The sequence below is a fragment of the Pseudoxanthomonas gei genome, assembly GCF_010119615.1.
GTDB classification, from domain to species: Bacteria; Pseudomonadota; Gammaproteobacteria; order Xanthomonadales; family Xanthomonadaceae; genus Pseudoxanthomonas_A; species Pseudoxanthomonas_A gei.
This window is the reverse complement of record NZ_QOVG01000001.1, coordinates 366,909-390,692: the sequence shown is the minus strand read 5'-3', so window position 1 is coordinate 390,692 and position 23,784 is coordinate 366,909. Positions and strand designations below refer to the sequence as shown.

Annotated in this window: 19 protein-coding genes; 16 read left to right on the top strand and 3 right to left on the bottom strand. The window is 63.8% G+C overall.

Annotation, left to right across the window (positions count from 1 at the left end; translation table 11 throughout):
- Nucleotides 1-65: 65 nt before the first annotated feature.
- The gene (locus DT603_RS01735) at nucleotides 66-2,879 is read left to right on the top strand and encodes an autotransporter serine protease (RefSeq protein ID WP_162348117.1); all 2,814 of its coding nucleotides are present in this window, start codon (nucleotides 66-68) and stop codon (nucleotides 2,877-2,879) included.
- A gap of 58 nt (nucleotides 2,880-2,937) precedes the next feature.
- Here DT603_RS01735 and DT603_RS01730 read toward each other — a convergent pair whose 3' ends face one another.
- Nucleotides 2,938-4,110, bottom strand: coding sequence for an acyl-CoA dehydrogenase family protein (locus tag DT603_RS01730; RefSeq protein WP_162348116.1), 1,173 nt, complete (start codon nucleotides 4,108-4,110; stop codon nucleotides 2,938-2,940).
- A 37-nt stretch (nucleotides 4,111-4,147) separates the two neighbouring features.
- Complete coding sequence (locus tag DT603_RS01725) at nucleotides 4,148-5,248, bottom strand: Glu/Leu/Phe/Val family dehydrogenase (RefSeq protein WP_162348115.1); 1,101 nt, start codon at nucleotides 5,246-5,248, stop codon at nucleotides 4,148-4,150.
- 284 nt (nucleotides 5,249-5,532) lie between these two features.
- On the opposite strand from DT603_RS01725, the gene DT603_RS01720 reads away from it, so the two are divergent.
- The 15 genes from DT603_RS01720 to DT603_RS15945 all read left to right on the top strand — a co-directional run bounded on the left by DT603_RS01720 (nucleotide 5,533) and on the right by DT603_RS15945 (nucleotide 22,356).
- Entirely contained in the window at nucleotides 5,533-6,132 is a 600-nt protein-coding gene (locus tag DT603_RS01720) for a TetR/AcrR family transcriptional regulator (RefSeq protein ID WP_162348114.1), read from the top strand.
- An 18-nt stretch (nucleotides 6,133-6,150) separates the two neighbouring features.
- Entirely contained in the window at nucleotides 6,151-7,092 is a 942-nt protein-coding gene (locus DT603_RS01715; protein ID WP_162348113.1) for an alpha/beta hydrolase, read from the top strand.
- Between the two features lie 119 nt (nucleotides 7,093-7,211).
- Nucleotides 7,212-10,841: a methylmalonyl-CoA mutase family protein gene (locus tag DT603_RS01710; RefSeq protein ID WP_162348112.1), complete on the top strand. Its 3,630-nt coding sequence runs from the start codon at nucleotides 7,212-7,214 to the stop codon at nucleotides 10,839-10,841.
- Between the two features lie 35 nt (nucleotides 10,842-10,876).
- Nucleotides 10,877-11,083, top strand: a complete 207-nt coding sequence (locus DT603_RS01705; RefSeq protein WP_162348111.1) for a 2-oxoisovalerate dehydrogenase — start codon at nucleotides 10,877-10,879, stop codon at nucleotides 11,081-11,083.
- The gene (locus tag DT603_RS01700) at nucleotides 11,080-11,325 is read left to right on the top strand and encodes a type II toxin-antitoxin system HicA family toxin (protein WP_162348110.1); all 246 of its coding nucleotides are present in this window, start codon (nucleotides 11,080-11,082) and stop codon (nucleotides 11,323-11,325) included. The genes DT603_RS01705 and DT603_RS01700 overlap by 4 nt, the downstream gene beginning before the upstream one ends.
- Nucleotides 11,326-11,389: 64 nt before the next feature.
- Nucleotides 11,390-11,869, top strand: coding sequence for a hypothetical protein (locus DT603_RS01695; RefSeq protein ID WP_162348109.1), 480 nt, complete (start codon nucleotides 11,390-11,392; stop codon nucleotides 11,867-11,869).
- Nucleotides 11,870-11,893: 24 nt separating this feature from the next.
- A complete protein-coding gene (locus DT603_RS01690; RefSeq protein ID WP_162348108.1) occupies nucleotides 11,894-12,442 on the top strand; it encodes a DUF2058 domain-containing protein in 549 nt (182 codons plus the stop codon).
- A gap of 120 nt (nucleotides 12,443-12,562) precedes the next feature.
- On the top strand, nucleotides 12,563-13,828 hold the full coding sequence (locus DT603_RS01685) for a vanadium-dependent haloperoxidase (protein WP_211368230.1): 1,266 nt from the start codon (nucleotides 12,563-12,565) through the stop codon (nucleotides 13,826-13,828).
- Nucleotides 13,829-13,924: 96 nt separating this feature from the next.
- Nucleotides 13,925-14,446, top strand: coding sequence for a Pvc16 family protein (locus DT603_RS01680; protein ID WP_162348107.1), 522 nt, complete (start codon nucleotides 13,925-13,927; stop codon nucleotides 14,444-14,446).
- 1,483 nt (nucleotides 14,447-15,929) lie between these two features.
- Complete coding sequence (locus tag DT603_RS01675) at nucleotides 15,930-16,082, top strand: hypothetical protein (RefSeq protein ID WP_162348106.1); 153 nt, start codon at nucleotides 15,930-15,932, stop codon at nucleotides 16,080-16,082.
- A 434-nt stretch (nucleotides 16,083-16,516) separates the two neighbouring features.
- Nucleotides 16,517-17,551 carry an SIR2 family protein gene (locus tag DT603_RS01670; protein ID WP_162348105.1) on the top strand — a complete coding sequence of 345 codons (1,035 nt, stop codon included), beginning with the start codon at nucleotides 16,517-16,519 and terminating at the stop codon, nucleotides 17,549-17,551.
- Complete coding sequence (locus tag DT603_RS01665) at nucleotides 17,548-19,311, top strand: ATP-binding protein (protein WP_162348104.1); 1,764 nt, start codon at nucleotides 17,548-17,550, stop codon at nucleotides 19,309-19,311. Before DT603_RS01670 ends, DT603_RS01665 begins: the two co-directional genes overlap by 4 nt.
- 287 nt (nucleotides 19,312-19,598) lie before the next feature.
- Entirely contained in the window at nucleotides 19,599-20,315 is a 717-nt protein-coding gene (locus tag DT603_RS01660; protein WP_162348103.1) for a phospholipase D family protein, read from the top strand.
- A 160-nt stretch (nucleotides 20,316-20,475) separates the two neighbouring features.
- Entirely contained in the window at nucleotides 20,476-21,321 is an 846-nt protein-coding gene (locus DT603_RS01655; protein WP_162348102.1) for a restriction endonuclease, read from the top strand.
- Between the two features lie 219 nt (nucleotides 21,322-21,540).
- Nucleotides 21,541-22,356 (top strand): hypothetical protein, encoded by an 816-nt coding sequence (locus DT603_RS15945; RefSeq protein ID WP_211368229.1) that lies wholly within the window; start codon nucleotides 21,541-21,543, stop codon nucleotides 22,354-22,356.
- Between the two features lie 193 nt (nucleotides 22,357-22,549).
- Here DT603_RS15945 and DT603_RS01645 read toward each other — a convergent pair whose 3' ends face one another.
- Entirely contained in the window at nucleotides 22,550-23,515 is a 966-nt protein-coding gene (locus tag DT603_RS01645) for a hypothetical protein (RefSeq protein ID WP_162348101.1), read from the bottom strand.
- Nucleotides 23,516-23,784 lie beyond the last annotated feature (269 nt).

Below are 23,784 nucleotides of genomic sequence, written 5' to 3'. Positions count from 1 at the left end.
ATTCCGGTCCAAGGGCGCGCGTGGGCATTGCCCCGGTCAGGCAACACGACGCGAGGGGGAAAGGAATGCGTTCGAAGCAGATTGACAAGGTGGCGTGCGCCTGCATGCTGGCGTTGGCCCTGGTTGCGTGCGGGGGAGGGGGAGGAGGCAGCACTGTCCGGGTCAATCCGCCGCCCGCCGCCCCGCCGCCGGTACCGCCGACGCCGCCGGTGGTGGAAGCGCCCAATCCCGCCTACGGCAAGCATCTGCTGCTGACCAACACGGCGGCTGCGCATGCGGCCGGTTTCACCGGCCAGGGAGTGACCATCGGCGTGGTCGACAGCGGCATCAACCGCAACCACCCGGCATTGGCCGGGCGGGTCATCGCCAACCTCAACTACATCAGCTCGCCACCCAACAACCTGAGCATCGATGACGTCGATGGCCATGGCACGGCGGTATCGCAGATCATCGCAGGCAAGCCGTTCGGGGCGTGGCCGGGCGGCATCGCGCCAGGCGCAAACCTGGTGTCGGCACGGATCATTTCAGACAAGCCGCCGGTGGATGATGGTTCGGGCCAGGGCAATGAAGTGAATGGCGCGCTGGGCCTGGCTTCCGTCCATCGCGACCTCATCAATCGCGGCGCCCGCATCATGAACAATTCCTGGGGTGGCCTGTACTGGACCAACCCCGCGGCCACCGCACCCATTGCCAGCGAATACCGCGACTTCATATTCGCCAACGATGGCCTGGTGGTGTTTGCCACCGGGAACGAGACCAGGCCCAATCCATCGGACATGGCGGCACTGCCCAGCCAGCCGGGCACCGGCGGCGGCTTCCCGGCAGCGGACCTGGAGCGGGGCTGGCTGGCGGTAGCGGCGCTGGACACCGACAACCCCACGCAACTGGCCAGTTACTCCAATGCCTGTGGCCTGGCGATGCGTTATTGCCTTGCCGCCCCCGGCAAGGTGGTGGTCACCGGCACCAACGACGCGCCGGCTTCGCCCACCTACTGGAGCTGGAGTGGCACCTCCCTGGCGGCACCCCAGGTATCGGGCGCCGCGGCGCTGGTATGGCAGGCATTTCCCTACTTCAACAACGACCTGGTCCGGCAAACGCTGCTGGGCACCGCCACTGACCTGGGTGCCCCGGGCGTCGACGCGGTATTCGGGCAGGGCGCGTTGAACGTGGGCAGGGCAGTGCTGGGGCCCGCGCGCTTCGACTGGGGCGATGTGACCGCCAACTTCAGCGGCGGCACCTCCACCTGGGGCAATGCGATCAGCGGCGCCGGCGGCCTGGTCAAGCAGGGCACGGGCACCCTGGTGCTGGCAAGTTCAAGCACCTACAGCGGGCCGACCCAGGTGCTCGGTGGCGAGCTGCGCATCAGCGACAACAACACGCTTGCCTCGAAGGTCAGCGTGGGGCCTGCCGGCACGCTGTCGGGCTATGCGCGGGTGGCGGAACTCCGCAACAACGGCACCCTGCGGCTGGACCAGCCTGCCTTCAACGTGACCGGGGATTACTACCAGGGCAGCCAGGCACGGATGGCGGTGCTGTTGTCCTCGCCGCTGTACGTGGGCGGCACGGCGTACCTGGACGGCGAACTGCATGTGCTGGGCACCAAACCCGGCTATGTGGCTACCGGCAGCGAGAACATCCTGGCCGCCAACGCCATCGTGGGCCGGTTCGCCAGCCTGACCGCCGCACCCACCGTGTTCCTGGACGGCTCCCTGGCTTACACCGCCACCCACGTGTGGTTGAACATCACCCGCCTCAACGTAGCGGCCGCGGCGATGGCCATGGGCAACATCAGTTCGGTGTCGCTGGGATCGGCGCAACGCGTGGAGGATGCCTTCGGCCTGATCGATGCCCAGCCACGCGAGGGCGGTGGAATCTCCGCTGATTTCATCGCCGCGGCGGGCCGGTTCCAGGCGGCCACCAGCCAGGCGCAGGCCCTGGCCTCGTTGCAGAGCCTGTCTGGCGAGCTGCATGCAGTGGCCGACGCGATGACCTACGACGCGGTCGGGCTGAATCGCCGCGCCCTGTCCACTCATTTCAGCGGCCAACCGCAGGCGGCCCCACGCGGGGCCTGGTACCAGGCGCTGGGCGGGCCGGGCAGCGGAAGTTATGCCGGCAGCAGTTTCGATACCGCGGGCTGGATGCTGGGCCAGGAAGCGCGATGGGGCCGGCAGGGTGTCGCCGGTTTCGCTTTCGGTGAAACCCAGGTGCGCGGCAGGCGCGGGGCCGGGCTGGACAACAGCCGCGACCGCCAGACCCATGCGCAGTTCTACCTGGGCGCCACCCAGGGAAGCGCCTATGCACTGGGCCAGCTCGGCTTCGGCCGCTATGACCGGCATACCGAGCGCAGCCTGCTGCTGGGCGAACGGTATCGCGGCACGGCCACCGCCTATTCGGGCAATTTCAGCTCCGCCAGCGTCGAGGCCGGCTACCACCTGTTCGACCCGGCCACGGCCGACGTGACCGCCTACCTGGGTGCGGAACACACCCAGGTCGATCGCAATGGATTCAGCGAAGGCGGCGTGGATGGTTTCGGCCTGGCAACGCGCGACAGCCGTGGCCAGCGCACCCAGGGGCTGGCCGGAATCCGCGCCGAACGCGCCTGGCGGCTGGCCGACGGGCGCCAGCTGACCCTGAGGGGTTACGGTGAATGGCAGCAGTTCCTGGCAGGCCAGGGACTGGTATTCGACGCCAGCTTCGTCGGCGTGCCGTCCTGGTCGCCGTTGCTGGGGGCAGATGCGCGCGATTCCAGCGGGCTGCTTGGCCTGGGCCTGGACCTGCAGCTGCTGCGGCACGGCAGGCTGTCGCTCGGTTATGACCAGCGTGTCGGCGCCACCAGCCCGGCCCGCGCCGTTGCCCTGGAACTGGCCTACGGCTTCTGACCTGGGCGCCTGAGCGGACCAGGGGATCGGCAGGCGTCGTGGCGCCTGCCGCGCAACCTCAGCCGCGGCCTTCGAACAACTCGCGGCCGATCAGCATGCGCCGGATCTCGTTGGTGCCGGCGCCAATGGCATACAGCTTGGCGTCGCGCAGCAGCCGGCCGGTCGGATACTCGTTGATATAGCCATTGCCGCCCAGGGCCTGGATGGCCTCCAGCGCGACCTGCACGCAGGCTTCCGAAGCGTGCAGCAGGCAGCCGGCGGCCGCGGCCCGCGACACATGCCCGGCGTCGTAGTCGCGCCCCACCTGGTAGGCGTAGGCGCGGCTGGATTGCAGCGCGGTATACATGTCGGCCATCTTCCCCTGCATCAATCCGAAGGTGCCGATGGCCGCGTCGAACTGCTTGCGCTCGCGCACATAGGGCAGGGCGGCGTCCAGCGCGGCCTGCATCAGCCCCAGTGGCCCGCCGGTGATCACCAGGCGCTCGGTATTGAGGCCGGTCATCAATACCTTGACGCCATTGTCGACCTGGCCCAGCACGTTCTCATGCGGGATCTCGCAGTCCTCGAACACCAGCTCGCAGGTGTTGCTGCCGCGCATGCCCAGCTTGTCCAGCTTCTGGGCGGTGCGGAAACCGTGCATGCCCTTCTCGACCAGGAAGGCGGTGATGCACTTTGAACCAGCCTCCTTGCCGGCGGTGCGCATGTACACCACCAGCACGTCGGCCTCGGGGCCGTTGGTGATCCACATCTTGCTGCCGTTGGCCACCCAGGCGTCACCGCGCCGTAGCGCACGGCAACTCATCGAACCCACCACGTCCGAGCCGGCGCCCGGTTCGCTCATCGCCAGCGCACCCTTCCATTCGCCGGTGCACAGCTTCGGCAGGTAACGCTGGCGCTGGGCTTCGGTGCCGTTGGAATAGAGATTGGAAACGCACAGGTTGGAATGGGCCACATAGCTCAGGCCGACCGAACCCGAAGCCCGGGAAATCTCCTCCATCGCCACCAGGTGGGCCAGGTAGCCCATGTCGCTGCCGCCGTATTCGCCGGGCACGGTCAGGCCCAGCAAACCCAGTTCGCCCAGCTTGGGCCACAGGTCCTGCGGGAATGCATTGTCGTGGTCGATCGCCTCGGCGCGCGGTGCAATCTCGCTGTCGGCAAAGCGCTGCACGGCGTCGCGCAACGCGTCTATTTCTTCCCCTAGCGGGAACGTAGCTATTGAAGCGGGTCGCATCCGGTCCTCCCTCCTGTGCGGCCTTGCGAAGCGAACGTCAGTGTTCGCCGCGCAGGTGTCCCATGAAACGCGGCGCGGTGCGTCCCAGCGGCAGTTTCAGCTTGCCGATGGAGGCGATGCGCGCCTCGGCGATGCGGTCGGCGGCGTACTGCGGCGCGATGTTCTCGCGTTCGGACAGTTCGAAGATCTTGCCGACGTTGTGGTAGATGTTGCGCATGAGGCGCATCGCGCGTTCGCGGTTGTAGCCGTCGATCTCCAGCGACACGTTCATCACGCCGCCGGCGTTGACCGCATAGTCGGGCGCATACAGGATGCCGCGCCGGGCCGCTTCATCGCCGGTGACGTGCGACATCTGGTTGTTGGCGGTGCCGCAGATGACCTTGGCCTTCAGCCGCGGCAGCGTTTCGGCATTCAAGGCGTACTCGAATGCGCATGGCGAGAACACGTCGACCGGAAGGTCGTAGATCTCGTCGGGCTTGACCGCCTCGGCGCCGTATTCCTCCACCGCGCGTTCCACCAGCGCCGGGTTGAGGTCGGCGACGAACAACTTCGCGCCGCGTTCCTTCAGCAGCTTCACGAATTCCATGCCGATGTGGCCCAGGCCCTGCACGGCATAGCTGTACTTGCCGATTTCCTCGTTGCCGAACCTGCGGTTCAAGGTAGCCATCAGTCCCTGCAACGCACCGTAGGCGGTGAACGGGGCCGGATCGCCGGAACCGCCATGCACCTGGTGCACGCCGACCACGTATTCGGTCTCGCGGTACACGTTTTCCATGTCGTTGACGTCGGTGCCCATGTCCTCGGCGGTGATGTAGCGGCCACCCAGCGAGTCGACATAGCGGCCGAAACCCCGGAACACGGTCTCGGTCTTGTCCACCGACGGGTTGCCGATCAGGATCGCCTTGCCGCCGCCGACGTTCAGGCCGGCCAGCGCGTTCTTGTAGGTCATGGTGCGGCTGAGCCGCAGGGCGTCGGTCAGGGCATCCTGGGTGTTGGCATACGGTCGCATGCGCACGCCGCCCAGGGCCGGGCCGAGCACCGTGCTGTGGATGGCGATGATCGCCTTGAGTCCGGCGTCCTTGTTGTTGCAGAACACCACCTGTTCGTGGCCGGACGTGTCGAGGGTTTCGAAAATCATGGGGAGGGCTCCGAATTGCGCTGCCTGCTGGCTGCTGCAAATTGCCAGGAACTTTGCCTAAGGGATTGACTGCAAACAAAAAAGCGACGTTGCCGGAAACGGGCAGGGGCGTCGCGCCGGCACAGTCTAATCCAATCGCCGTGACGGGTATCGCAGTCACCTTGTGCCGTTCCGCGGTCCTCGGCGGTGGCCGGGACAGGGCGCCGCCGGGTCCGGCAACGCCAATCAAACATGCCGACGGGCGGCATTGAATGAAACGAACGGTCGTGCTATTTATTCTCGCCATGACGCCTGCAGCCACCACTACCAAGGGCACCGCCACCCGCGAGCTGATCGTCGAGCGCGCCTTCGGCATCGCCCGCCGGAATGGCCTGGAAGGGTTGTCCATCGGCGAGCTGGCCACGGCGGTGGGCATGTCCAAGAGCGGCGTATTTGCCCACTTCGGCTCGCGCGAGGACCTGCAGCGCAGCGTGCTGGACTGGACGGCGCAGCGCTTCACCGACACCGTGGTGCGGCCCGCACTGTCGCAGCCGCGTGGCCTGCGGCGGCTGCGCGCCATCGTCGGTGGCTGGTTCGACTGGGTGCTGGCCAATGAAGAAGGCTGCGTGATCCTGGGCGCCGCCGGCGAGTACGACGGTCGTCCCGGCGCCATGCGCGACCAGATCGTCGGCTGGCTGGCCGAATGGCACCAGCAGTTGGCCAAGGCCGTCGGCCATTGCATCGAGACCGGCGAGCTGGCCGCCGATACCGACCCCGAACTCATGGCCTTCGAGCTTGCGGCGCTGGCCGAAGGCCTGCACAACGCCCGCCTGCGCGATCCAGCCACGGCCGAGGCGCTGGCCCGTCGTTCGTTCGAGCGCCTCATCACTTCCTATTCCCCCTGATCAACCGAGGAACCTGCCATGGCTGCCATCATTCGGCCCGTAAATAGCACGGTCGTACTAAAACCACTTCTTTCCTCGCTCCGCTACACCGGCATGCGCATCGGTTTCGCCGTAGGCGGCTGGCTGATGCCGCGGGCAACCCTGCATCGTGCCTTCCGCCTGTTCGGCACGCCCATGCCCGGCGCCCGCGAAAAGGCACTTGCCGCCGACACCCTGGGCGCGCGCATGCAGGTGCTGGAGCACGGCCCGTACCAGGTGGCCACCTACACCTGGGGCGACCCGTCCACCCAGCCGCTGGTATTGCTGGCCCATGGCTGGTCCAGCTACGGCCTGCGCTTCGCTCCCTGGATCGGCGCACTGCGACAGGCCGGTTACGCGGTTGCCACCTTCGACCAGCTGGCCCACGGACGCAGCAGCGGTCGACGCGCCACGCTGCCGTCGTTCGCGGAAACGCTGTTCCAGGTCGGCAGGCACTACGGTCCGCTGCATGCCGTCATCGGCCATTCCCTGGGTGGCGCCGCCACCATGCTGGCGCTGGCGCGCGGGTTGCAGGTCGAACGCACCGTGCTGATCGCGCCGGCGGCCGATCCGCTGGCCGCGGCCGATCGTTTCGGCAGCGCGGTCGGCCTGGCGCCGTCGCTGCGCAGCCACCTGTTCGACGAATTCGAAAGACGCTTCCGCATCCCCGTGGCCGGCATGCAGGCGCACCTCAACGTGCCATACATCGCGCGCCCCGCGCTGGTCGTGCACGACATCGAGGACCGCGAAGTGCCGTGGGCCGAAGGCGAACGCTATGCGCGCTACTGGCCGCAGGCGCGCCTGCTCAGCACCACCGGGCTCGGCCACCACCGCATTGCGTCGCAGCCGGAGGTCATCGCCGATGCGTTGCGTTTCCTGGCCGGCGAATGCGTTGGCGATCGCGTGGTCTCCACCCTTGAACTGCCGTTTGGTATCGCCTGACCCTCCCAGAAGGCGATGCATACGGGTGGGCATGGAAGCCCACCCCACTTCGGGCGCATGGGTGCATAACGCGCCGGCCGCTACAATCGGCGCCTGTCCAGAAGCAAGAGAGCGCGCGCATGAGCACGCCAGCATCCAATCTTCCCGCCGCGCAGAGCGATCACACGCCGCTGCGTTTCGTCACCGCCGCCAGTCTTTTCGACGGCCATGACGCGGCCATCAACATAATGCGCCGCCTGATCCAGGGGCAGGGCGCCGAAGTGGTCCACCTGGGCCACAACCGCAGCGTCGAGGACGTGGTCCGCGCCGCGCTGCAGGAAGACGCCGACGCCATCGCGCTGTCGTCCTACCAGGGCGGCCATGTCGAATACTTCAAGTACATGGTCGACATGCTGGCCGAACGCGGCGCCGCGCACATCCGCGTGTTCGGCGGCGGCGGCGGCACCATCACCCCCGAGGAAATCCGCGAGCTGCAGGCCTACGGCGTCGAGCGCATCTACCACCCCAACGACGGCATGAAGATGGGCCTGGTGGAGATGATCGAGGACGTGGTCGAGCGCGCCTCGGTGGCGCGCGAAGGGGAAATGGCCAAGGGCAAGGGCTTGCTTCCCTCCATGCCTGATATCGCCGACGAGATCGGAATAGGCCGCGTGCTCAGTGCCATCGAGGACGGCAGCTTCACCGAAGCGGAGTTGGAGAAGCTGCGCAAGCAATGGGCGGCCGGGCCTGCCCATGCTCCTGTATCCATCCACGCTGCACGCTCCACCCCGGTCCTGGGCATCACCGGCACCGGCGGCGCCGGCAAGTCCTCGGTCACCGACGAACTGCTCAACCGTTTCCTGGCCAGCTTCCCGCAGATGCGCATCGCGGTGATCTCGGTCGATCCCACCCGCCGCCGCACGGGCGGCGCGCTGCTGGGCGACCGCATCCGTATGAACTCGTTGAGGTCCCATCGCGTGTACATGCGCTCGATGGCCACGCGCCGCCAGCATGCCGCGACCAACCGGGTGTTGAAGGACTGCATCGGTTTCCTGAAGGGACTGGGCTATGACCTGGTCATCGTCGAGACCGCGGGCATCGGCCAGAGCGATTCGGAGATCGTCGACCTGGTCGATTTCCCCATGTACGTGATGACCAGCGAATACGGCGCGGCCAGCCAGCTGGAAAAGATCGACATGCTGGATTTCGCCGAGCTCATCGTGCTCAACAAGTACGACAAGCGCGGCGCCGAGGACGCGTTGCGCGACGTGCGCAAGCAGTGGAAGCGCAACCGCGTCGCCTTCCAGACCGCCGACGAGGACGTGCCGGCCTATCCCACCATCGCCAGCCAGTTCAACGACCCCGGCATCAGCTGGATGTTCGTCAACCTGTGCCGCCTGCTGCGCGACAAGCTCTCGCTGCCCGCCGCCAAGTGGACGCCGCAACTGGACACTTCGCTGAAGGAGCCGCGCGCCACCGTGCTGATCCCCGGCGCACGCGTGCGCTACCTGGCCGAAATCGCCGAGCAGGGCCGCGGCATCAACAAGGCCGTCGAGCAGCAGGCGGAAACCGCCAGCCGCGCGCAGCACCTGTGGGAATCGCTGCGCGAGATCGGTGACTGGAAGCTGCCAAAGGCGTTGGATCTTTATGCCGCCGATGATCTGGTTCTTGTGGGAGGGGCTTCAGCCCCGACAGGCACAAGCGTCGGGGCTGAAGCCCCTCCCACAAAAGCCCTGCCCACAGAAGACGCGCAGGTCGACCGCTCCCTGCTGACCCTGCGCCAGCGCTACCAGGACGCCGTGCAGTCGCTGACCAGTGAGAACCTCAAGCTGCTGCGCGAGTGGCCGCAGCGCCTGAAGTCGATCACCGACGAGCACTTCAGCTACGAGGTGCGCGGCAAGGCGGTGACCGGCGACAACTACACCACCTCGCTCAGCCACCAGCCGATTCCCAAGATCGCCGCGCCCACCTACAAGTCGTGGGGCGAGCTGCTGACCTTCCTCGGCAAGGAAAACCTGCCGGGCAGCTATCCCTACACCGGTGGCGTGTATCCGTACCGCCGCACCGGCGAAGATCCCATCCGCATGTTCGCCGGCGAAGGCACGCCCGAACGCACCAACCGGCGCTTCCATTACCTCAGCGTCGGACAGCCGGCCGCGCGCCTGTCCACCGCCTTCGACAGCGTCACCCTGTATGGCGAGGACCCGGCGCCGCGCCCGGACATCTACGGCAAGATCGGCAACTCAGGCGTCAACATCCCCACGCTGGACGACATGAAGAAGCTGTATTCGGGCTTCAACCTGTGCTCGCCCACCACCAGCGTGTCGATGACCATCAACGGCCCGGCGCCGATGATCCTGGCGATGTTCATGAACACCGCCATCGACCAGCAGGTGGAGCTGTACCTGCGCGAGGACGAACAACGCTGGAGGCAGGCGGAAGCAAGAATCGCAGCGCTGTTCGAAGGCCGCCAGCGTCCGGTCTACCACGGCGAAATGCCGCCGACCAACAACGGCCTGGGCCTGGGCCTGCTGGGCGTGACCGGCGAACAGGTGGTCGATGCCGGGACCTACGCGCGGATCAAGGCGCAGACCCTGAAGACCGTGCGCGGCACCGTGCAGGCCGACATCCTGAAAGAGGACCAGGCGCAGAACACCTGCATCTTCAGCACCGAATTCGCACTGCGCATGATGGGCGACATCCAGCAGTACTTCGTCGACAACGGCGTGCGCAACTTCTATTCGGTGTCGATCTCCGGTTACCACATCGCCGAGGCCGGGGCCAACCCGATCAGCCAGCTCGCCTTCACCCTGAGCAACGGCTTCACCATCGTCGAGTACTACCTGGCGCGCGGCATGAAGGTCGACGACTTCGCCGCCAACCTGTCGTTCTTCTTCAGCAACGGCATGGACCCGGAATACACGGTCATCGGCCGCGTCGCCCGCCGCATCTGGGCCCGCGCCATGCGCGAGCGCTACGGCGCCAACGAGCGCAGCCAGATGATGAAGTACCACATCCAGACTTCGGGTCGCTCGCTGCACGCGCAGGAAATCCAGTTCAACGACATCCGCACCACGCTGCAGGCCCTGTACGCGCTGTTCGACAACTGCAATTCGCTGCACACCAACGCCTACGACGAAGCCATCACCACGCCCACCGAAGAAAGCGTGCGCCGCGCCGTGGCCATCCAGATGATCATCAACAAGGAACTGGGGCTCAACTTCATCGAGAACCCGTGGCAGGGCAGCTTCGCCGTCGACTACCTGACCGACATGGTGGAAGAAGCGGTGTACAAGGAATTCGAGGCGATCAGCGAACGCGGCGGCGTGCTCGGCGCCATGGACACCATGTACCAGCGCGGCAAGATCCAGGAAGAGTCGCTGTACTACGAACACAAAAAGCACGACGGCAGCCTGCCGCTGGTCGGCGTCAACACCTTCCTGCCGCGCGAGCACGCCGGCGAAGTGATCACCGAGATCGAACTGATCCGTTCGACCGAGGAAGAGAAGGGCCAGCAGATCGCCAACGTGCTCGGCTGGCAGCAGTCGCGCAACGCGCTGGCCCCGGCCGGCGAGACCTCGCACGGCCACGTGGTGGAATCGGAAGACCAGGAGGTCCACGACGGCCACGGCCTGGGCTACCTGCAGGCCACGGCGCGTGATCGCCGCAACGTGTTCGAGGCGCTGGTGGAAGCGGTCAAGACCCACAGCCTGGGCCAGATCAGCCATGCGCTTTACGACGTGGGCGGGGAATACCGGCGGAATATGTGATCCGGCGTAATATGGCCGCAGGCAGGGAGATCCCCATGAGCGAAATCGTATTCCTGGTCGAGGAAGCCCCCGAGGGAGGCCTGACAGCCCGGGCCCTTGGGGAATCCATCTTTACCCAGGCCGAGACCCTGGAGGCATTGCGCGAGGAAGTGCGCGACGCGGTGCGCTGTCATTTCCCGGAGGGCGAAGGGCCTGCGGTGATCCGCTTGCATTACGTCAGGGACGAGGTGCTGGCTGCATGAAGTTGCCCCGGGACATGGACGCTCCCGAACTGATCAAGGCGCTGCAACACCTGGGCTATCGCGTGGTGCGCCAGTCAGGCAGTCACATCCGCCTGCAGTGCGACCAACCCAGGCCCCACGCCCTCACCATTCCCGATCATTCGCCGTTGAAAGTCGGAACGCTTGCTTCGATCCTTGGCGATGTGGCCTTGCACCGCGAGATGACCCGGGACGAGTTGCTTGTACAGATGCTCGGGCGATGAAAAGCAGACAGCCGTAGTGCACTGATGGCATCGACCCGCCGACCCAATGCGCAGAGGACATAACGTGTACAGCCGAACCCTGTTGATCCTGGCCGCCGCCTGCCTGTCGGCCTGTGCCGATCGCCCCGCGCCAGCGCCCGCCGCGTCCACTGATCCGGTGGCACCCGTCTTGCCAGCAACCAATCCGCTTCCCGTCGCCGCTCCCGCAGCGGATCTCTCGACCGTGCCCGCCGGGTTCATCGTCTCCACCAACGAACCGTTCTGGCAGGCCAGGGTGGATGGCGCGTCGCTGGCGCTGGCCGGAGCGGACGGCGAACGCAAGCTCGTGGTGGAAAGCAACGAAGTCAGCGCCACCGGCCGCCACGTGCTCGCTCGCGATGCGGGCGGCACGCTGGAGGTGACGGTCACCGACAAGGCGTGCCAGGACGACATGTCCGGCGCCGCATTTCCCTTCACCGGCAGCCTGTCGTTCGACGGCGCTGCAGGCAGCCACGGCTGCGCGCGACGCTTGACCGACCCGCTGCCGGCCGTGCCAAATCAGTAGCGTTGCATCAGGATCAGCAAGCCCATGCGTAACCCCCTCCAGGAACAACTCCTGAAAGCCGGCCTGGCCAAGAAATCCAAGCTGGCCGAAGTGGCGCGCGAGCAGGCCAAACAGCGCCATGGCAAGTCCGGGCCCAAGGCCAGCGCCGAACAGTTGGAAGCCGAGCGCGCGCGCCTGGAAAAAGCCGAGCGCGACCGCGCGCTGTCGGCAGAACGCAATGCGCAGGCGCGCCTGCAGGAACAGCGTGCGCAGGCGCGCCAGATCGTCGAACAGAACCGGCTCAAGCCCGAGGGCGAAATCGCCTACGGCTTCACCGATGCCGGCGTGATCAGGAACGTGCTGGTCAACGAGACCGTGCGCGCGCAGCTGGCGGTCGGCAACCTGGTCATCGTCCGCCACGGCCAGGGCTACGCCCTGATCCCGCGCCTGGCCGCCGACCAGGTGCTGGCCCGCGACACGTCCATGGTGGTGCTGGACCACGGCACGCCCGCGGCCGGGGACGGCGGTGGAGAAGAAGGCAGCGACGACGACTATTACAGCCGCTTCAAGGTCCCCGACGACCTCATCTGGTAGCGCAGGCGCGGCGGCCTTGCGTGCAGCATCCGCACACCCAACCGGCTGATGGTGCAAGCTGCGGTGTCCTGGGCATTTCGTGCAGGACGTTGTGACTGGAAGGCCACCCAAGGAGTCTGCATGAATGCCGCCCGCTTGAATGTCGTCCACACCCGTGTCGCGTCCGCGAATATTCCCGCTGCATTGCTCCTGCTGGCCGCCGTCCTGGCCGCGCCGCGCGCCCGCGCCGACGTGGTCACCGACTGGAACCGCATCGCCACCCAGGTCGCCACCGAGGCCAAGTTCCCGCCGCCGCTGGCCAACCGGGCGTTGGCGCAGGTGCAGACCGCGGTCTACGTGGCGGTCAATGCCATCACCAGGGAATACCCGGCCAACAAGCCGTTGGTGAAGGCCCCCGCGGGCGCGTCGTTGAACGCGGCGGTGGCCTCGGCCAACTACGTCATGCTGCTGCGCCTGCTGCCGGTGGAGCAGGCGCCGGCGGTCAAGGCCGCCTACGAGGCCGCGCTGGAGCGCATCGCCGACGGCAAGGGCAAGCGTGACGGCATCCAGGTCGGCAAGCTGGCCGCCGCGGCGGTGGTGGCCGCGCGGGCCAACGATGTGATCGAGCCGGTGGAAAGCTACCGCCCCGCCACCCAGCCCGGCGTGTACGTGCCCACCTCGTTGCCCGCCGTGCCGAACTGGCCGCAGCGCACGCCGTGGTTGCTGGAAAACGCCGCGCAATTGCGGCCCGGCCCGCCGCCGGCCATGTCCAGTGAAACCTGGGCGCGCGACTACAACGAGATCAAGTCGCTGGGCGGCAAGACCAGCACCGCCCGCACCCAGGCGCAGACCGACCTGGCGCATTTCTGGGAAGCCAACATGCCGATCATCTATTACGGGGTGGTGCAGTCGGTGGCCGACCAGCCCGGGCGCGAACCCACCCGCAACGCGCGCCTGATGATGGCGGTGGCGCAGGCCATGGACGATGCCCTCATCGCGGTGTTCGAAGCCAAGTACCACTACAACTTCTGGCGGCCGATCACCGCCATCCGCAATGGCGACCGCGACGTCAATGAAGCCACCGTGCGCGACCCCTCGTGGCTGCCCTTCATCGACACGCCCATGCATCCGGAGTACCCGTGCGCGCACTGCATCGTGTCGGCGGCGATGGGTGCGGTGCTGAAGGCCGAAGTGGGCAGCGATCCGCTGCCGGTGCTGGCCACGACCAGCTATACGGCCAATGGCGCGCGCCGCGAGTGGAAGGACATCGACGCGTTCGTGCTGGAAGTGTCCGAGGCCCGCATCTACGACGGCGTGCATTTCCGCACCTCCACCGAAGTGGGGCGCGAGATGGGCCAGAAGGTCGGTGAGCTGTCGGCGGCCCGCTACCTGCAGCCGCCGCCGTAGGCGGGCAAGGGCAGGCGCCGGGTCCGTCGTGACCATGGGCGCGCGGCCCGCTACTCGGTTATTGTCGGCCCACTGAACGCAGCGAGGGGAGTCGCCATGTCGTCGGACCAGTTGATTGCAGTTGCCACGGATGCCTTGCGTGGCCTGATCCAGTCTGCCTTGCCCGCCGGTACGGCGGTACTGGTGGGGCCGCCTTCGCCCGAGGGCGAGGAAGTCTCGGGCCTGTCCATCCATCTGTTCCGGGTCGGCCTGCAGCCGCTGGTGCGCGCGGTGCCGGTGCTGGGCCCGGACGGCCGCCGGGCGCGGCCCGAGGTCGGCCTGCACCTGGACTACCTGGTCAGCGGCCTGGGCGGCGAGCCACTGGAGGAACTGGGCCTGCTGGGCATCGCCCTGCACGCGCTGGCCGACACGCCGGTGCGCGAGCGCCAGTCGCTGCCGGCGTTGTTGTCGCAACCCGATCGCCTGGCCACGGTGGCGCCCGGTTCGCTGGGCATCCAGTGGCGCGTGCTGGACCTGCCGATCGACCAGGTGTCGGCGGTATGGCTGGCCAGCGGCATGCGCCAGCGCGGCGGCGTGTTCTGCCGCGCCGAAGCCACCTGGCAGGCGTTCCGCGAGTAGCGGGGCAACCGGGAAGCAACATAGGGCGGGCCCCGGCCCGCCATTGCCATCCCGCACCCCCGACGCCGCCCAACGCAGGTGAAGCCGACCGACCGCCGTCATCGGCCAACGCCGCGGCCCCTGTAGGAGCGACGCCAGTCGCGAAGCCACGAAACCATGGCCTCCAACCTGGCGGGCAATCAGACAATGCCTGCTTCGCGACTCGCGTCGCTCCTACAAACCCCGTCGCCGCCCACAACCAACACCGTCATCCCGGCGAACGCCGGGACCCAACCCACAGCGCAAGCGCACCCGGCCAACGCCGCGCCCCCCTGTAGGAGCGACGCAAGTCGCGAAGCCAGGAAATCCTGGCCTCCAGCCAACGCGGCAACCAGGCAATCTGTGCTTCGCGACTCGCGTCGCTCCTACAAACGCCGTCGCCGCCCACAACCAACACCGTCATCCCGGCGAACGCCGGGACCCAACCCGCAGCACATGCGCACCCACGCCACACCCGGTGCGTCGGGCGCGCCCATGCTCCACGCACCTCCTCCCTCAAAGTTGGATCCCGGCGTCCGCCGGGATGACGATCAGAGAGGGCGGGCCGCTCGGTTGCCATCGCAGGCGGGCACATGGCAATGGCGGGTCAAGACCCGCCCTACGGACTTGCATCGCTCCTACAAACCCCGTCGCCGCCCACAACCAACACCGTCATCCCGGCGAACGCCGGGACCCAACCCACAGCGCAAGCGCACCCACGCCACATCCGGTGCGTCTGGCGCGACCATGCTCCAGGCACCTCCTCTCTCATAGTTGGATCCCGGACTGCGCCGGGATGACGACCGGGGAAGGCGGGGCGTGTGTCGCGACCCGCATCGCTCCTAGAAGCGCCGTCGCCGCCCACAACTAACACCGTCATCCCGGCGAACGCCGGGACCCAGCCCACAACGCAAGCGCACCCACGCCACATCCGAAGCTCGGGCTCTGCAACTCCGCGCGCGGGCTCCGTGACCTGGCGTTCCGGCTCGGCAACCCCACGTGCGGGGTCCGCGACCCCGCGTGTCAGGTCCGCGACCCCGCGCGCCGGCTCCGCAACCCCGCGCGTGAGGTCCGCGACCCCGCGTGCCGACTCCGCAACCCCGCGCTCCGGCTTGCCGAGCCCACGCGCGGGCTTCGCAACCCCACGCGTGGGCTCGGCGACCCCACGTTCCGGGTCGCCGACCCGGCACGAAGTCTTCGTGAGCTTGGATGGCCTCCCAGCCCCGTGACGCCGCCAGTCGTGTTCGCCGTCGTCCGCGCGCTGGCGACACCCGGGCCGGACGGCGTCACCACCACGCGACGCGTATACCCCCAAGAATTATTCCTAGACGGCAGAGGCCGCCAATCCGGTCCACGGACATCAAAACAGGCCAAGCTCCGGCGGGGGGAGCCGTCGCGTGTCCCCGCTGTAGGGCACCGTGCCTCGTGCACGAATTCCAACGAAGCTGGGGAGCTATCCGTGGAAATGAAGCAGAGCCGTCATTCGAACCGTATCCGGTACGTGTTGGGGGAAGACGAGGTGCAGTACTCGCTGGAGGACGGTGCGGGACGCCGTTCCCTTTCGGTGCCCTACACGCAGATCAGCTGCTACCGGCAGTCACTGCCAGGGCGCAGCTAGTGGCTACGCAATGCGAGCCTGTGGTGGAAGTGGTCGGGCGGGGGATGGGTAGCGGTGAGCTATGCGGGCGCAGGTCCAGCCAGGTTGTCGTGCTGGTAGCTGGTAATCGGGTCGCGCTGAGTGGCGCGCTGGTTCGGGCGCATCACGTTGTGGATGCTGGTCTGCAAGAGGTGGAGTGTGCAGGCGATCGGTAATGTCACTGTCCGCGCCTGATCCGGGAACTAGAGTCCGCGCTCCGGCCAGTTGTTGCGCGAGTACGACTTCATCGGCCGAGGACGAGTGCCCTGCACAGCAGCTGCGGCGGTTCAGGTGGCTGTAGAGCGAGGGAGCGTTGTCGGAGGGGAAGTTTGAGGAGCGGTCGGAAATTTAGGAATGGTTGCGAGATGGCGTAGAAGCCCTAGACAGACATGCATTGAGTTAGGAGGTAAGTTTTCATGGAGCTGCATGAACTGAAGACACGGCTGCAGGCCCACCTTAGCGATGGGCTCATCTTGGTGGTCGGCTCAGGACTTTCGTGTGCAGAGGGTTTGCCGGGAATGCGCGACCTGGCGGCACATCTGTGCCAGACCATCGTTGCCGAATCCAATGAAGCACAGGATTGGAATGAAATAGTTGCGCTTATACAAGAGAAGGGTCTAGAGGCGGCGCTGCTTCAGAAGGCACCGTCGCAACGTTTAGAAGCCGCTATCTCCGCCGAGACAGGTGTATTTTTTGCGGAGGCTGAGCGCTCGGTAATCTCGGAGGTGTTCGAAGGGAGGCGGACTCTGCGCCTTACTCCGCTGCTAGCACACATGCTGAAACCCTTCTCCGGGCTGCCAATTATTACTACCAACTATGATCGGCTAATTGAGGTCGCGGTTGAGGAGGCGGGCCTCGGAGTGGATACGATGTTCTCGGGCCGATTTGCTGGATCGCTTAATGAGCGGGAGAGTCATTTAAGCTTTTGTCGAAATGCGACGTATAAGAAACCAAGAGTAATACTTCAGTACAAAACTCGGGCGCTCGTCTACAAGCCCCATGGAAGCCTCGATTGGTATTTGCGAAACGGGGTGCCCGTAAGTTATCAAGGCGAGCTGAAAAGTGCTGCCAGACTAATTATTACGCCTGGACAGAACAAGTTTCGCAATGGATATGAAAGCCCATTTGATCAGCATCGAGCACGGGCAAATGACGCCATAGATCGCGCGAGCCGCTTTCTGATCATCGGATATGGATTCAATGATGATCATCTGGAGACTCATTTGTCTCCCGCGATACGAGGCGGCAAGCCCACGCTGCTTTTAACGTACGAACTATCAAATTCGGCTAAGGATCTCGCCAGTAAGTATGGGAACGTAATGGCCATTGATCGTGAATTTAGAGATGGCGTCGAAGGCAGTCGAGTAATAATTGATCGCAACCATATTTTTTTGCCGAAACTGAAATTATGGGATGTTAAATATTTTGTCACGGAGGTTTTTGAGCCATGAATGACGTGCCCGCAGCGCTTCAGTTCGAGAAGGAAGATTTGCTCGGAAAAGTCGTGTCAGTTGATACTAGTCGCGTAACGATCGATGTTTCAAACTCGGTCCTCCTAACGCGAATTGGGATTGGAAATTTAATCGCCATCCGAGGAAGTACTGAGCGAGAGTTCTTGATTGCGATTACTGAGCGGGTAACAAGGAGTCTTCGTGATGACCTGCCGACAGAACTCCCTATCGGGGAGGAGGATATTCTTCTCGAAGCCGTACCAACCGATCTGGTTCGAGGTGCGTTAGTAGGTACGTTCCGAACTGTTGACGGCGAAAAAAAGAATACATTCAAGCGAGGCGCTGACAGCTTTCCTCAAATTGATCGTGAGTGTTATGTCATTGAGGCCGGAAATCTGCAGAGATTCATGAGCACGTTAGGGGCGGAATATCCCGAGAACGAAAGATTGAAGCTGGGCTCATTTGTCGCTGATAGGACTGCAGATGCCATCGCTAGTGGTGATAAATTCTTCCAGCGACATGCAGCCATTCTCGGAAGTACAGGTTCGGGAAAGAGCTATGCGGTGGCATTGATACTCGAGCGAGCATCTAAACTTAAATATCCAAATATTTTAGTATTTGACATGCATGGCGAGTACGCGCCACTTGCAGATCCTGCAAAGAAAGGATTTGCAACTCGGGTGAGGATAGCGGGGCCTGGGGATTTAGAAAAACCCAGTGATGATGTGCTCTTCCTGCCTTATTGGCTTCTGAATCGCGACGAGATGCTATCCATGATAGTGGATCGAAGTGATCAGAATGCACCAAACCAAGCCTCGCGATTTACGCATCACGTGAGAAGTCTAAAAGAGCAAACATTGAAGGTTGAAAATCAGCTGGAAGTGGCTAAAACATTCACGGTCGATTCGCCAATTCCATATTCAATTGATGATTTGGTTAAGCTTCTCGAGAAAGACAATACCGACAAGGCAATGCGTGCTGATGGTAAAGGCGAGAAAGTCGGTGAGTGGGAGGGCAAGCTAACTCGGTTTCTGTCGCGATTGGATACGAAGCTTAGCGATCGCAGGTATGGCTTTATGTTTTCACCTCCAGCGCAGGCTCTGAGCTATGACTGGCTCGCAAGTCAGCTTGTTCGGTTACTCGGTGCGAACGGAGGTCATGGAATAAAGATAATTGATTTCTCGGAAGTGCCTTCAGATGTTCTCCCTGTTGTTACCGGGACCCTCGCAAGGTTGCTTTACGATATTCAGTTCTGGATGGTCCAAGAGCGACGCACGCCAGTGACGTTACTTTGTGATGAGGCACATCTGTATCTTCCGGTTCGTGACGATGCTGATGCAGTTCAACGACAAGCCTTAGGAGCTTTTGAAAGAATTGCAAAAGAGGGGCGGAAGTACGGCTTTTCATTGTTGGTCGTCAGTCAGCGACCTTCCGACGTAAGTAAAACAATTCTGAGTCAGTGCAACAATTTTCTATCGCTGCGATTGACTAACGAGACCGATCAAGGTGTCATCAAGAGGCTGATGCCCGATTCGCTGTCTGGCCTTACGAGCATTTTACCTTTGCTAGATACTGGTGAGGCTTTAATGCTCGGCGACGCAGTGCTACTGCCGTCCCGTATCAAGCTAGATATGCCCGCTATAGCGCCCGATAGCGCAACCCGCGACTTCTGGAGAGAGTGGGGATCACAAGCGCCTAGCGAAGACGCTATACGGCAGGCAGTCGAACGTTTACGCAGTCAAACTAGGGCGGCAGGATAGGCTGCAATGAATGTTTAGGATCTTTTTACCTCGCAAAGGCCGCCGCGTAAGCGGGTCAATCACAGAGGGCACGTCAATTACGGAGGGCGGGTTTGTACCAGCGTAGATACTGTTATCTAGGTCAAGCGCCATGATGAAACCGAAGGCGACCTGATCGCTCGTAAGGCGGGTTAGTTCCGGAGGCTCCTGAAGTGTTTAGAGCGGGTCTTGACCCGCCTTCCGGAAGCGCCTGGACACTATGGGTTGTGCAGGCAGCGTTGCTCCAATAAATTAAGAAAGGACATCTTTTGGCCAAGTTCCTCAACACCAGCGCCACCAACTACTTTCTGGAAGAGCTGATCAAGGACGCAAAGGACCGGCTGATCCTGATCAGCCCCTATCTGAAGATCAACGACCGGGTGAAAGAACTCCTGGCCGACAAGAACCGCCTCAAGATCGACGTGCGCATGGTCTACGGCAAGAGCGAGCTGCAGCCGGCCGAGATCAGCTGGCTGCGCGAGCAGACCTACATCCGCACCAGCTTCTGCAAGAATCTGCATGCCAAGTGCTACCTCAACGAAGAGCTGTGCATCATCACCAGCCTAAACCTCTACGAGTTCAGCCAGGTCAACAACAACGAGATGGGCATCCTCATCCGTCGTTCCGAAGACAGCGAGCTGTACCGGGATGCCTACGAAGAAGCCTCGCGCATCATCCGCATCAGCGAAGAAGTCCGTATTTCCATGGAGCGGGTAGACACGGCAACCGAACAGAAGCCGGAGGAGCAGGAGGAAGCAGGCACGGAGGAGGGCGATGCCGGCGGCAAGCTCACCACCTCCAAACTGGCCCGTAAGCTGGGGCTGAAGACCGCCGCGCTGACAGACCAGTTGCTGGAGAACGGCCACCTGGAACTGAAGTCCGGCAAACCCCACCTCACCGACAAAGGCAAGCAGGCCGGAGGCGAGTTCCGCATGAGCCCCCGCTTCGGCGCCTATTTCCTCTGGCCCGAAACGTTTGCCGTCTGAGGAGTGTTAGTAGGGCGGGTCTTGACCCGCCTTCCGGCAGATCTCATCAACGCATCCGGAACTATTGCGCGCCACCCGTGGTGCGCTTGCGACCAAGGAAGGCGGGTCAAGACCCGCCCTACGGTTATGCGCTACTCCCATCATTCGCCGTGGGGACGGAATGAACGGACTGAAGAACGTACGCAATCGCCGCGATGATGCCTTGACGCGCGTTGACTGGAAGCAGCTGGAGAAGATGCTGGCTGACCACTACCGGCGGCAAGGCTGGAGTGTCGACCATGTGGGAACGGGCGCCAGCCGTAGCCGCTTCGATGGCGGCGTCGACCTGAAGCTGCGCAGGGGCGGAGAATACGTACTGATCCAGTGCAAACACTGGAATGCCAAGCAGGTTCCACACAATGCCGTGCACGAACTGCTTGGTCTCAAGATCAACCAGAATGCTACTGGCGCCATAGTCATCACCAGTGGTGAGTTCACCCAGGCTGCGAAGGATGCTGCCGCACGCGAAGGGCATGTGCAGCTCATAGATGGCGACGCGCTTCGCGCCATGCTCGGTCCTCTGCCCGAAACAAGTACAAGCCCAGCCGATCTGGATCGCACCCGGCGACCTGACTGCCTGGGCCAGGACAAGACAGCGAGAAGGCCAGTAAGCGGTCAACTCAATAAGAAGCCCTCGCTTGAGCCCCTCGTAAGGCTTGGGGTCGGGATCATTGCACTCGTCATCCTGGTCCAGTGCGTGCCTGGTTATTTTCGAAAGACAATCGAAAAGTCGGTCAACGCGCCCGCAGTGGTCACTCGCCCGAAGCCAGCCTCTGTCCCAATGCCCCCGCCAGTGCAAAGGCCTGTCGTAATCAACGTGGAGCGGCAACGTCCTCAACCGCCAGAGATCTCGGCGCAACAGCAGGACACGGCGCTGCGCGAATGGCAGCGCAAGAACGCCGAGTCCATGCGCATCCTGGAAGAGAACGACAGGCGATACGAAGAAGCGCTGATGGAAGGGCGCTAAGCTCCGTAGGAAGGGTGGAGCGCAGCGGCTTTCAACAGCGAAGCTGGTCTACCCATCGTTGCTTGGGCGCCGCGTGCTGATGGATATCGCGTTCTTCTCCACCCATCCGACGTGCTTTTTGATTGGGTTGGCATGGAGAGAAGCTTGTCGATCTGTGCGACCGCCCACCTTGTTTCCAAGTTGCAATCCGCAAGACGCTCAATAGCAAAGGAATAGTCCATGGATCAGCACTTCAGGTTTTCATCGTTCCGCGAGAAGCTGGTCGAGCATCTGTTCGTGGGGGAGTTGCTGCGGACCTCATGGTTGAGGGGCGAGTGCTCGCTGGAGGTTGCTAAGCCAGAGGTGGATAGCCGTGGCTACGATGTCATCATCGAGCGCAGTGGTGTAGTACGTCACATCCAGCTGAAGACCTCCCACCGCGAGGCGGCAGCCAGCAGCCAGAAGATCCACTTGGGGCTTGCGCAGAAACCATCCGGCTGCGTCGTCTGGATTCAGTTCGACAACGAGACACTGGAGTTGGGCCCCTTTCTTTTCTTTGGCAACGACGCCGGTCAGCCGCTCCCTCCAATACTCGATTTCAAGATTGCGAAGCACACCAAAGGGAACGCAAGCGGAATCAAGGCGGCGCGCCCCGACCTCCGAAACGTGCCAAAGAGTCGATTCCGCAAACTCGCCTCGATTGCTGAAGTCTTCGATGCCTTGTTTTCCGCTTCCGCAATTGACGCGCAGGACCAGCGGGTAGACCTCAGTCGTTTGCAGGCAGGCTTGCACAAGACGATCCGTCGGCGCATCGATGAATTCAAGTTGGAATCCGCAGTGCCATTGCCCCGGCTGACGTTTCCTCTGCCAACCCGGGCCGACGCGACATGGTTTCCCGTGCCTGGCATGTACGGTGGCTTCAGCTATTGGGGTGAGGGGCAGGGAGATGACACGCGGCTTGTCATCGAAAGCTGGTCGCGGGTTCTCGGAGGATCGGGTCAACGACATGAAGTTGCGCGCGAAGGCGTCAGGCTTATCGAAGAAGGGTTCGTCTAACACGCGCCGCTGAAGTCAGCGTAGCCCCGTAGGATGGGTGGAGCGCAGAGGCTTTCAACAGCGAAGCTGGTCTACCCATCGTTGTTTGGTGCCGCGTGCCGATGGGTATCGCCTTCGGCTCGACCCATCCTACGTACCCGGCGTAGGCAGCGTAGCCCGGCTAGACGCACCGCACCGGGCTACTTGCGCAGGACTACGCGTGCGCGGGTTCAACCTCGCCACCGCCCACGCCGCCGTGGTCTGAGGGCTGGGGTGGCGCGCTCACCGGGCAGATGCGGACCAGCAGGTTGGACTCCGTCAGGGTGAAGTCGTGCACCTTGTAGGGTGGCGTGCGGCCATTGTTGAAGGCGGCAAGCGCGGTATTCATGCCGAGCCGCACTTTTTCGCGGATCTGGCGGGCGATGGCCGGGCCGATGAAGCCATCGAAGAACCCATCCGACTGCTCTTCCAATGCCTTGGCCACCGCCACCGAACAACCGCCGGAAAGAATGGCCGACGCTGCACCGAACGACACCGTGGTCTTTGCGAAACTGTAGCTGGCACCCACGCGGCCATCGACCGGGAACACCTGGAAGCCCACCGTCAGGTCGATGTCCGCGTCGAACCAGTTGGGTACGTCGGTGGTCAGCGGAATGTCGATGACGAAGCTGTTGATGCCGAAATCGACCTCGATGCCCTGGTCGCGCAGTGTGACCTTGCCGGTACTTGGAAATGACCGCTTGACCTCGGCCTGGATCATCTCGCGCACCTCGTCTATGCGCTGGGGCAGTTCAAAGCAGCTGCCGAAGTCGATCGCCAGGTCCACCTTTCCCAGTTGCCGCGCGGCCAGCGGGGTCCGCAGCACCAGTGTGTAGGTGGTGTCGCCATAGGGCTTGGCAGGGCGACTGCCTTGCGGTTGCACCACCTGCTCACCTTCGCCAAACAGGGTGACTTCGACATGCACGCCGGGAATTACCGTGGTGGGCATGGTGATGTTCCAGGACAGCGTGGACCAGTCCCAGGGCGCTCGCGGATTGGGCGAGGCGGAGAACGACACCAGCACCGCTTCGTTGAGCAGCAGCACCTGGCGCAGCTGTTCGGGGTCGAAAGGATTCACCGGCAGTTCGCCGGTGATGGCGGGGTTGCCGGCATTACCGGGAAAGCGGATGCGTTCAGCCATGGGTGCGCTCCAGCGGCGAAATGCCGGTCATGGTTTTTCAACGCGCGCACGCTCATGCACCGGCCAATCGCATTGCACGCAAGGCGGGTCATTCATTTCCTCCTGCCGCGGCGCGCGACGTGGTGGTTGACCCGACCCGCATGCAAACGTCGCCCGGACTTGCCTGCGTTGCCAATGAGGCGGCGATGCAACACACCTGGCACATTGCCCCGACACGACCTGCCCTGCGGTTCTGCATGCGCGCTACTATCGGTACACGTGGTGCGCCC

What these genes read in the sequence shown, in the direction of transcription:
- DT603_RS01735 (WP_162348117.1), top strand. Translation starts at nt 66, where the DNA reads ATGCGTTCGAAGCAGATTGACAAGGTGGCGTGCGCCTGCATGCTGGCG.
- DT603_RS01730 (WP_162348116.1), bottom strand. Translation starts at nt 4,110, where the DNA reads ATGCGACCCGCTTCAATAGCTACGTTCCCGCTAGGGGAAGAAATAGAC.
- DT603_RS01725 (WP_162348115.1), bottom strand. Translation starts at nt 5,248, where the DNA reads ATGATTTTCGAAACCCTCGACACGTCCGGCCACGAACAGGTGGTGTTC.
- DT603_RS01720 (WP_162348114.1), top strand. Translation starts at nt 5,533, where the DNA reads ATGACGCCTGCAGCCACCACTACCAAGGGCACCGCCACCCGCGAGCTG.
- DT603_RS01715 (WP_162348113.1), top strand. Translation starts at nt 6,151, where the DNA reads ATGGCTGCCATCATTCGGCCCGTAAATAGCACGGTCGTACTAAAACCA.
- DT603_RS01710 (WP_162348112.1), top strand. Translation starts at nt 7,212, where the DNA reads ATGAGCACGCCAGCATCCAATCTTCCCGCCGCGCAGAGCGATCACACG.
- DT603_RS01705 (WP_162348111.1), top strand. Translation starts at nt 10,877, where the DNA reads ATGAGCGAAATCGTATTCCTGGTCGAGGAAGCCCCCGAGGGAGGCCTG.
- DT603_RS01700 (WP_162348110.1), top strand. Translation starts at nt 11,080, where the DNA reads ATGAAGTTGCCCCGGGACATGGACGCTCCCGAACTGATCAAGGCGCTG.
- DT603_RS01690 (WP_162348108.1), top strand. Translation starts at nt 11,894, where the DNA reads ATGCGTAACCCCCTCCAGGAACAACTCCTGAAAGCCGGCCTGGCCAAG.
- DT603_RS01685 (WP_211368230.1), top strand. Translation starts at nt 12,563, where the DNA reads ATGAATGCCGCCCGCTTGAATGTCGTCCACACCCGTGTCGCGTCCGCG.
- DT603_RS01680 (WP_162348107.1), top strand. Translation starts at nt 13,925, where the DNA reads ATGTCGTCGGACCAGTTGATTGCAGTTGCCACGGATGCCTTGCGTGGC.
- DT603_RS01675 (WP_162348106.1), top strand. Translation starts at nt 15,930, where the DNA reads ATGAAGCAGAGCCGTCATTCGAACCGTATCCGGTACGTGTTGGGGGAA.
- DT603_RS01670 (WP_162348105.1), top strand. Translation starts at nt 16,517, where the DNA reads ATGGAGCTGCATGAACTGAAGACACGGCTGCAGGCCCACCTTAGCGAT.
- DT603_RS01665 (WP_162348104.1), top strand. Translation starts at nt 17,548, where the DNA reads ATGAATGACGTGCCCGCAGCGCTTCAGTTCGAGAAGGAAGATTTGCTC.
- DT603_RS01655 (WP_162348102.1), top strand. Translation starts at nt 20,476, where the DNA reads ATGAACGGACTGAAGAACGTACGCAATCGCCGCGATGATGCCTTGACG.
- DT603_RS15945 (WP_211368229.1), top strand. Translation starts at nt 21,541, where the DNA reads ATGGATCAGCACTTCAGGTTTTCATCGTTCCGCGAGAAGCTGGTCGAG.
- DT603_RS01645 (WP_162348101.1), bottom strand. Translation starts at nt 23,515, where the DNA reads ATGGCTGAACGCATCCGCTTTCCCGGTAATGCCGGCAACCCCGCCATC.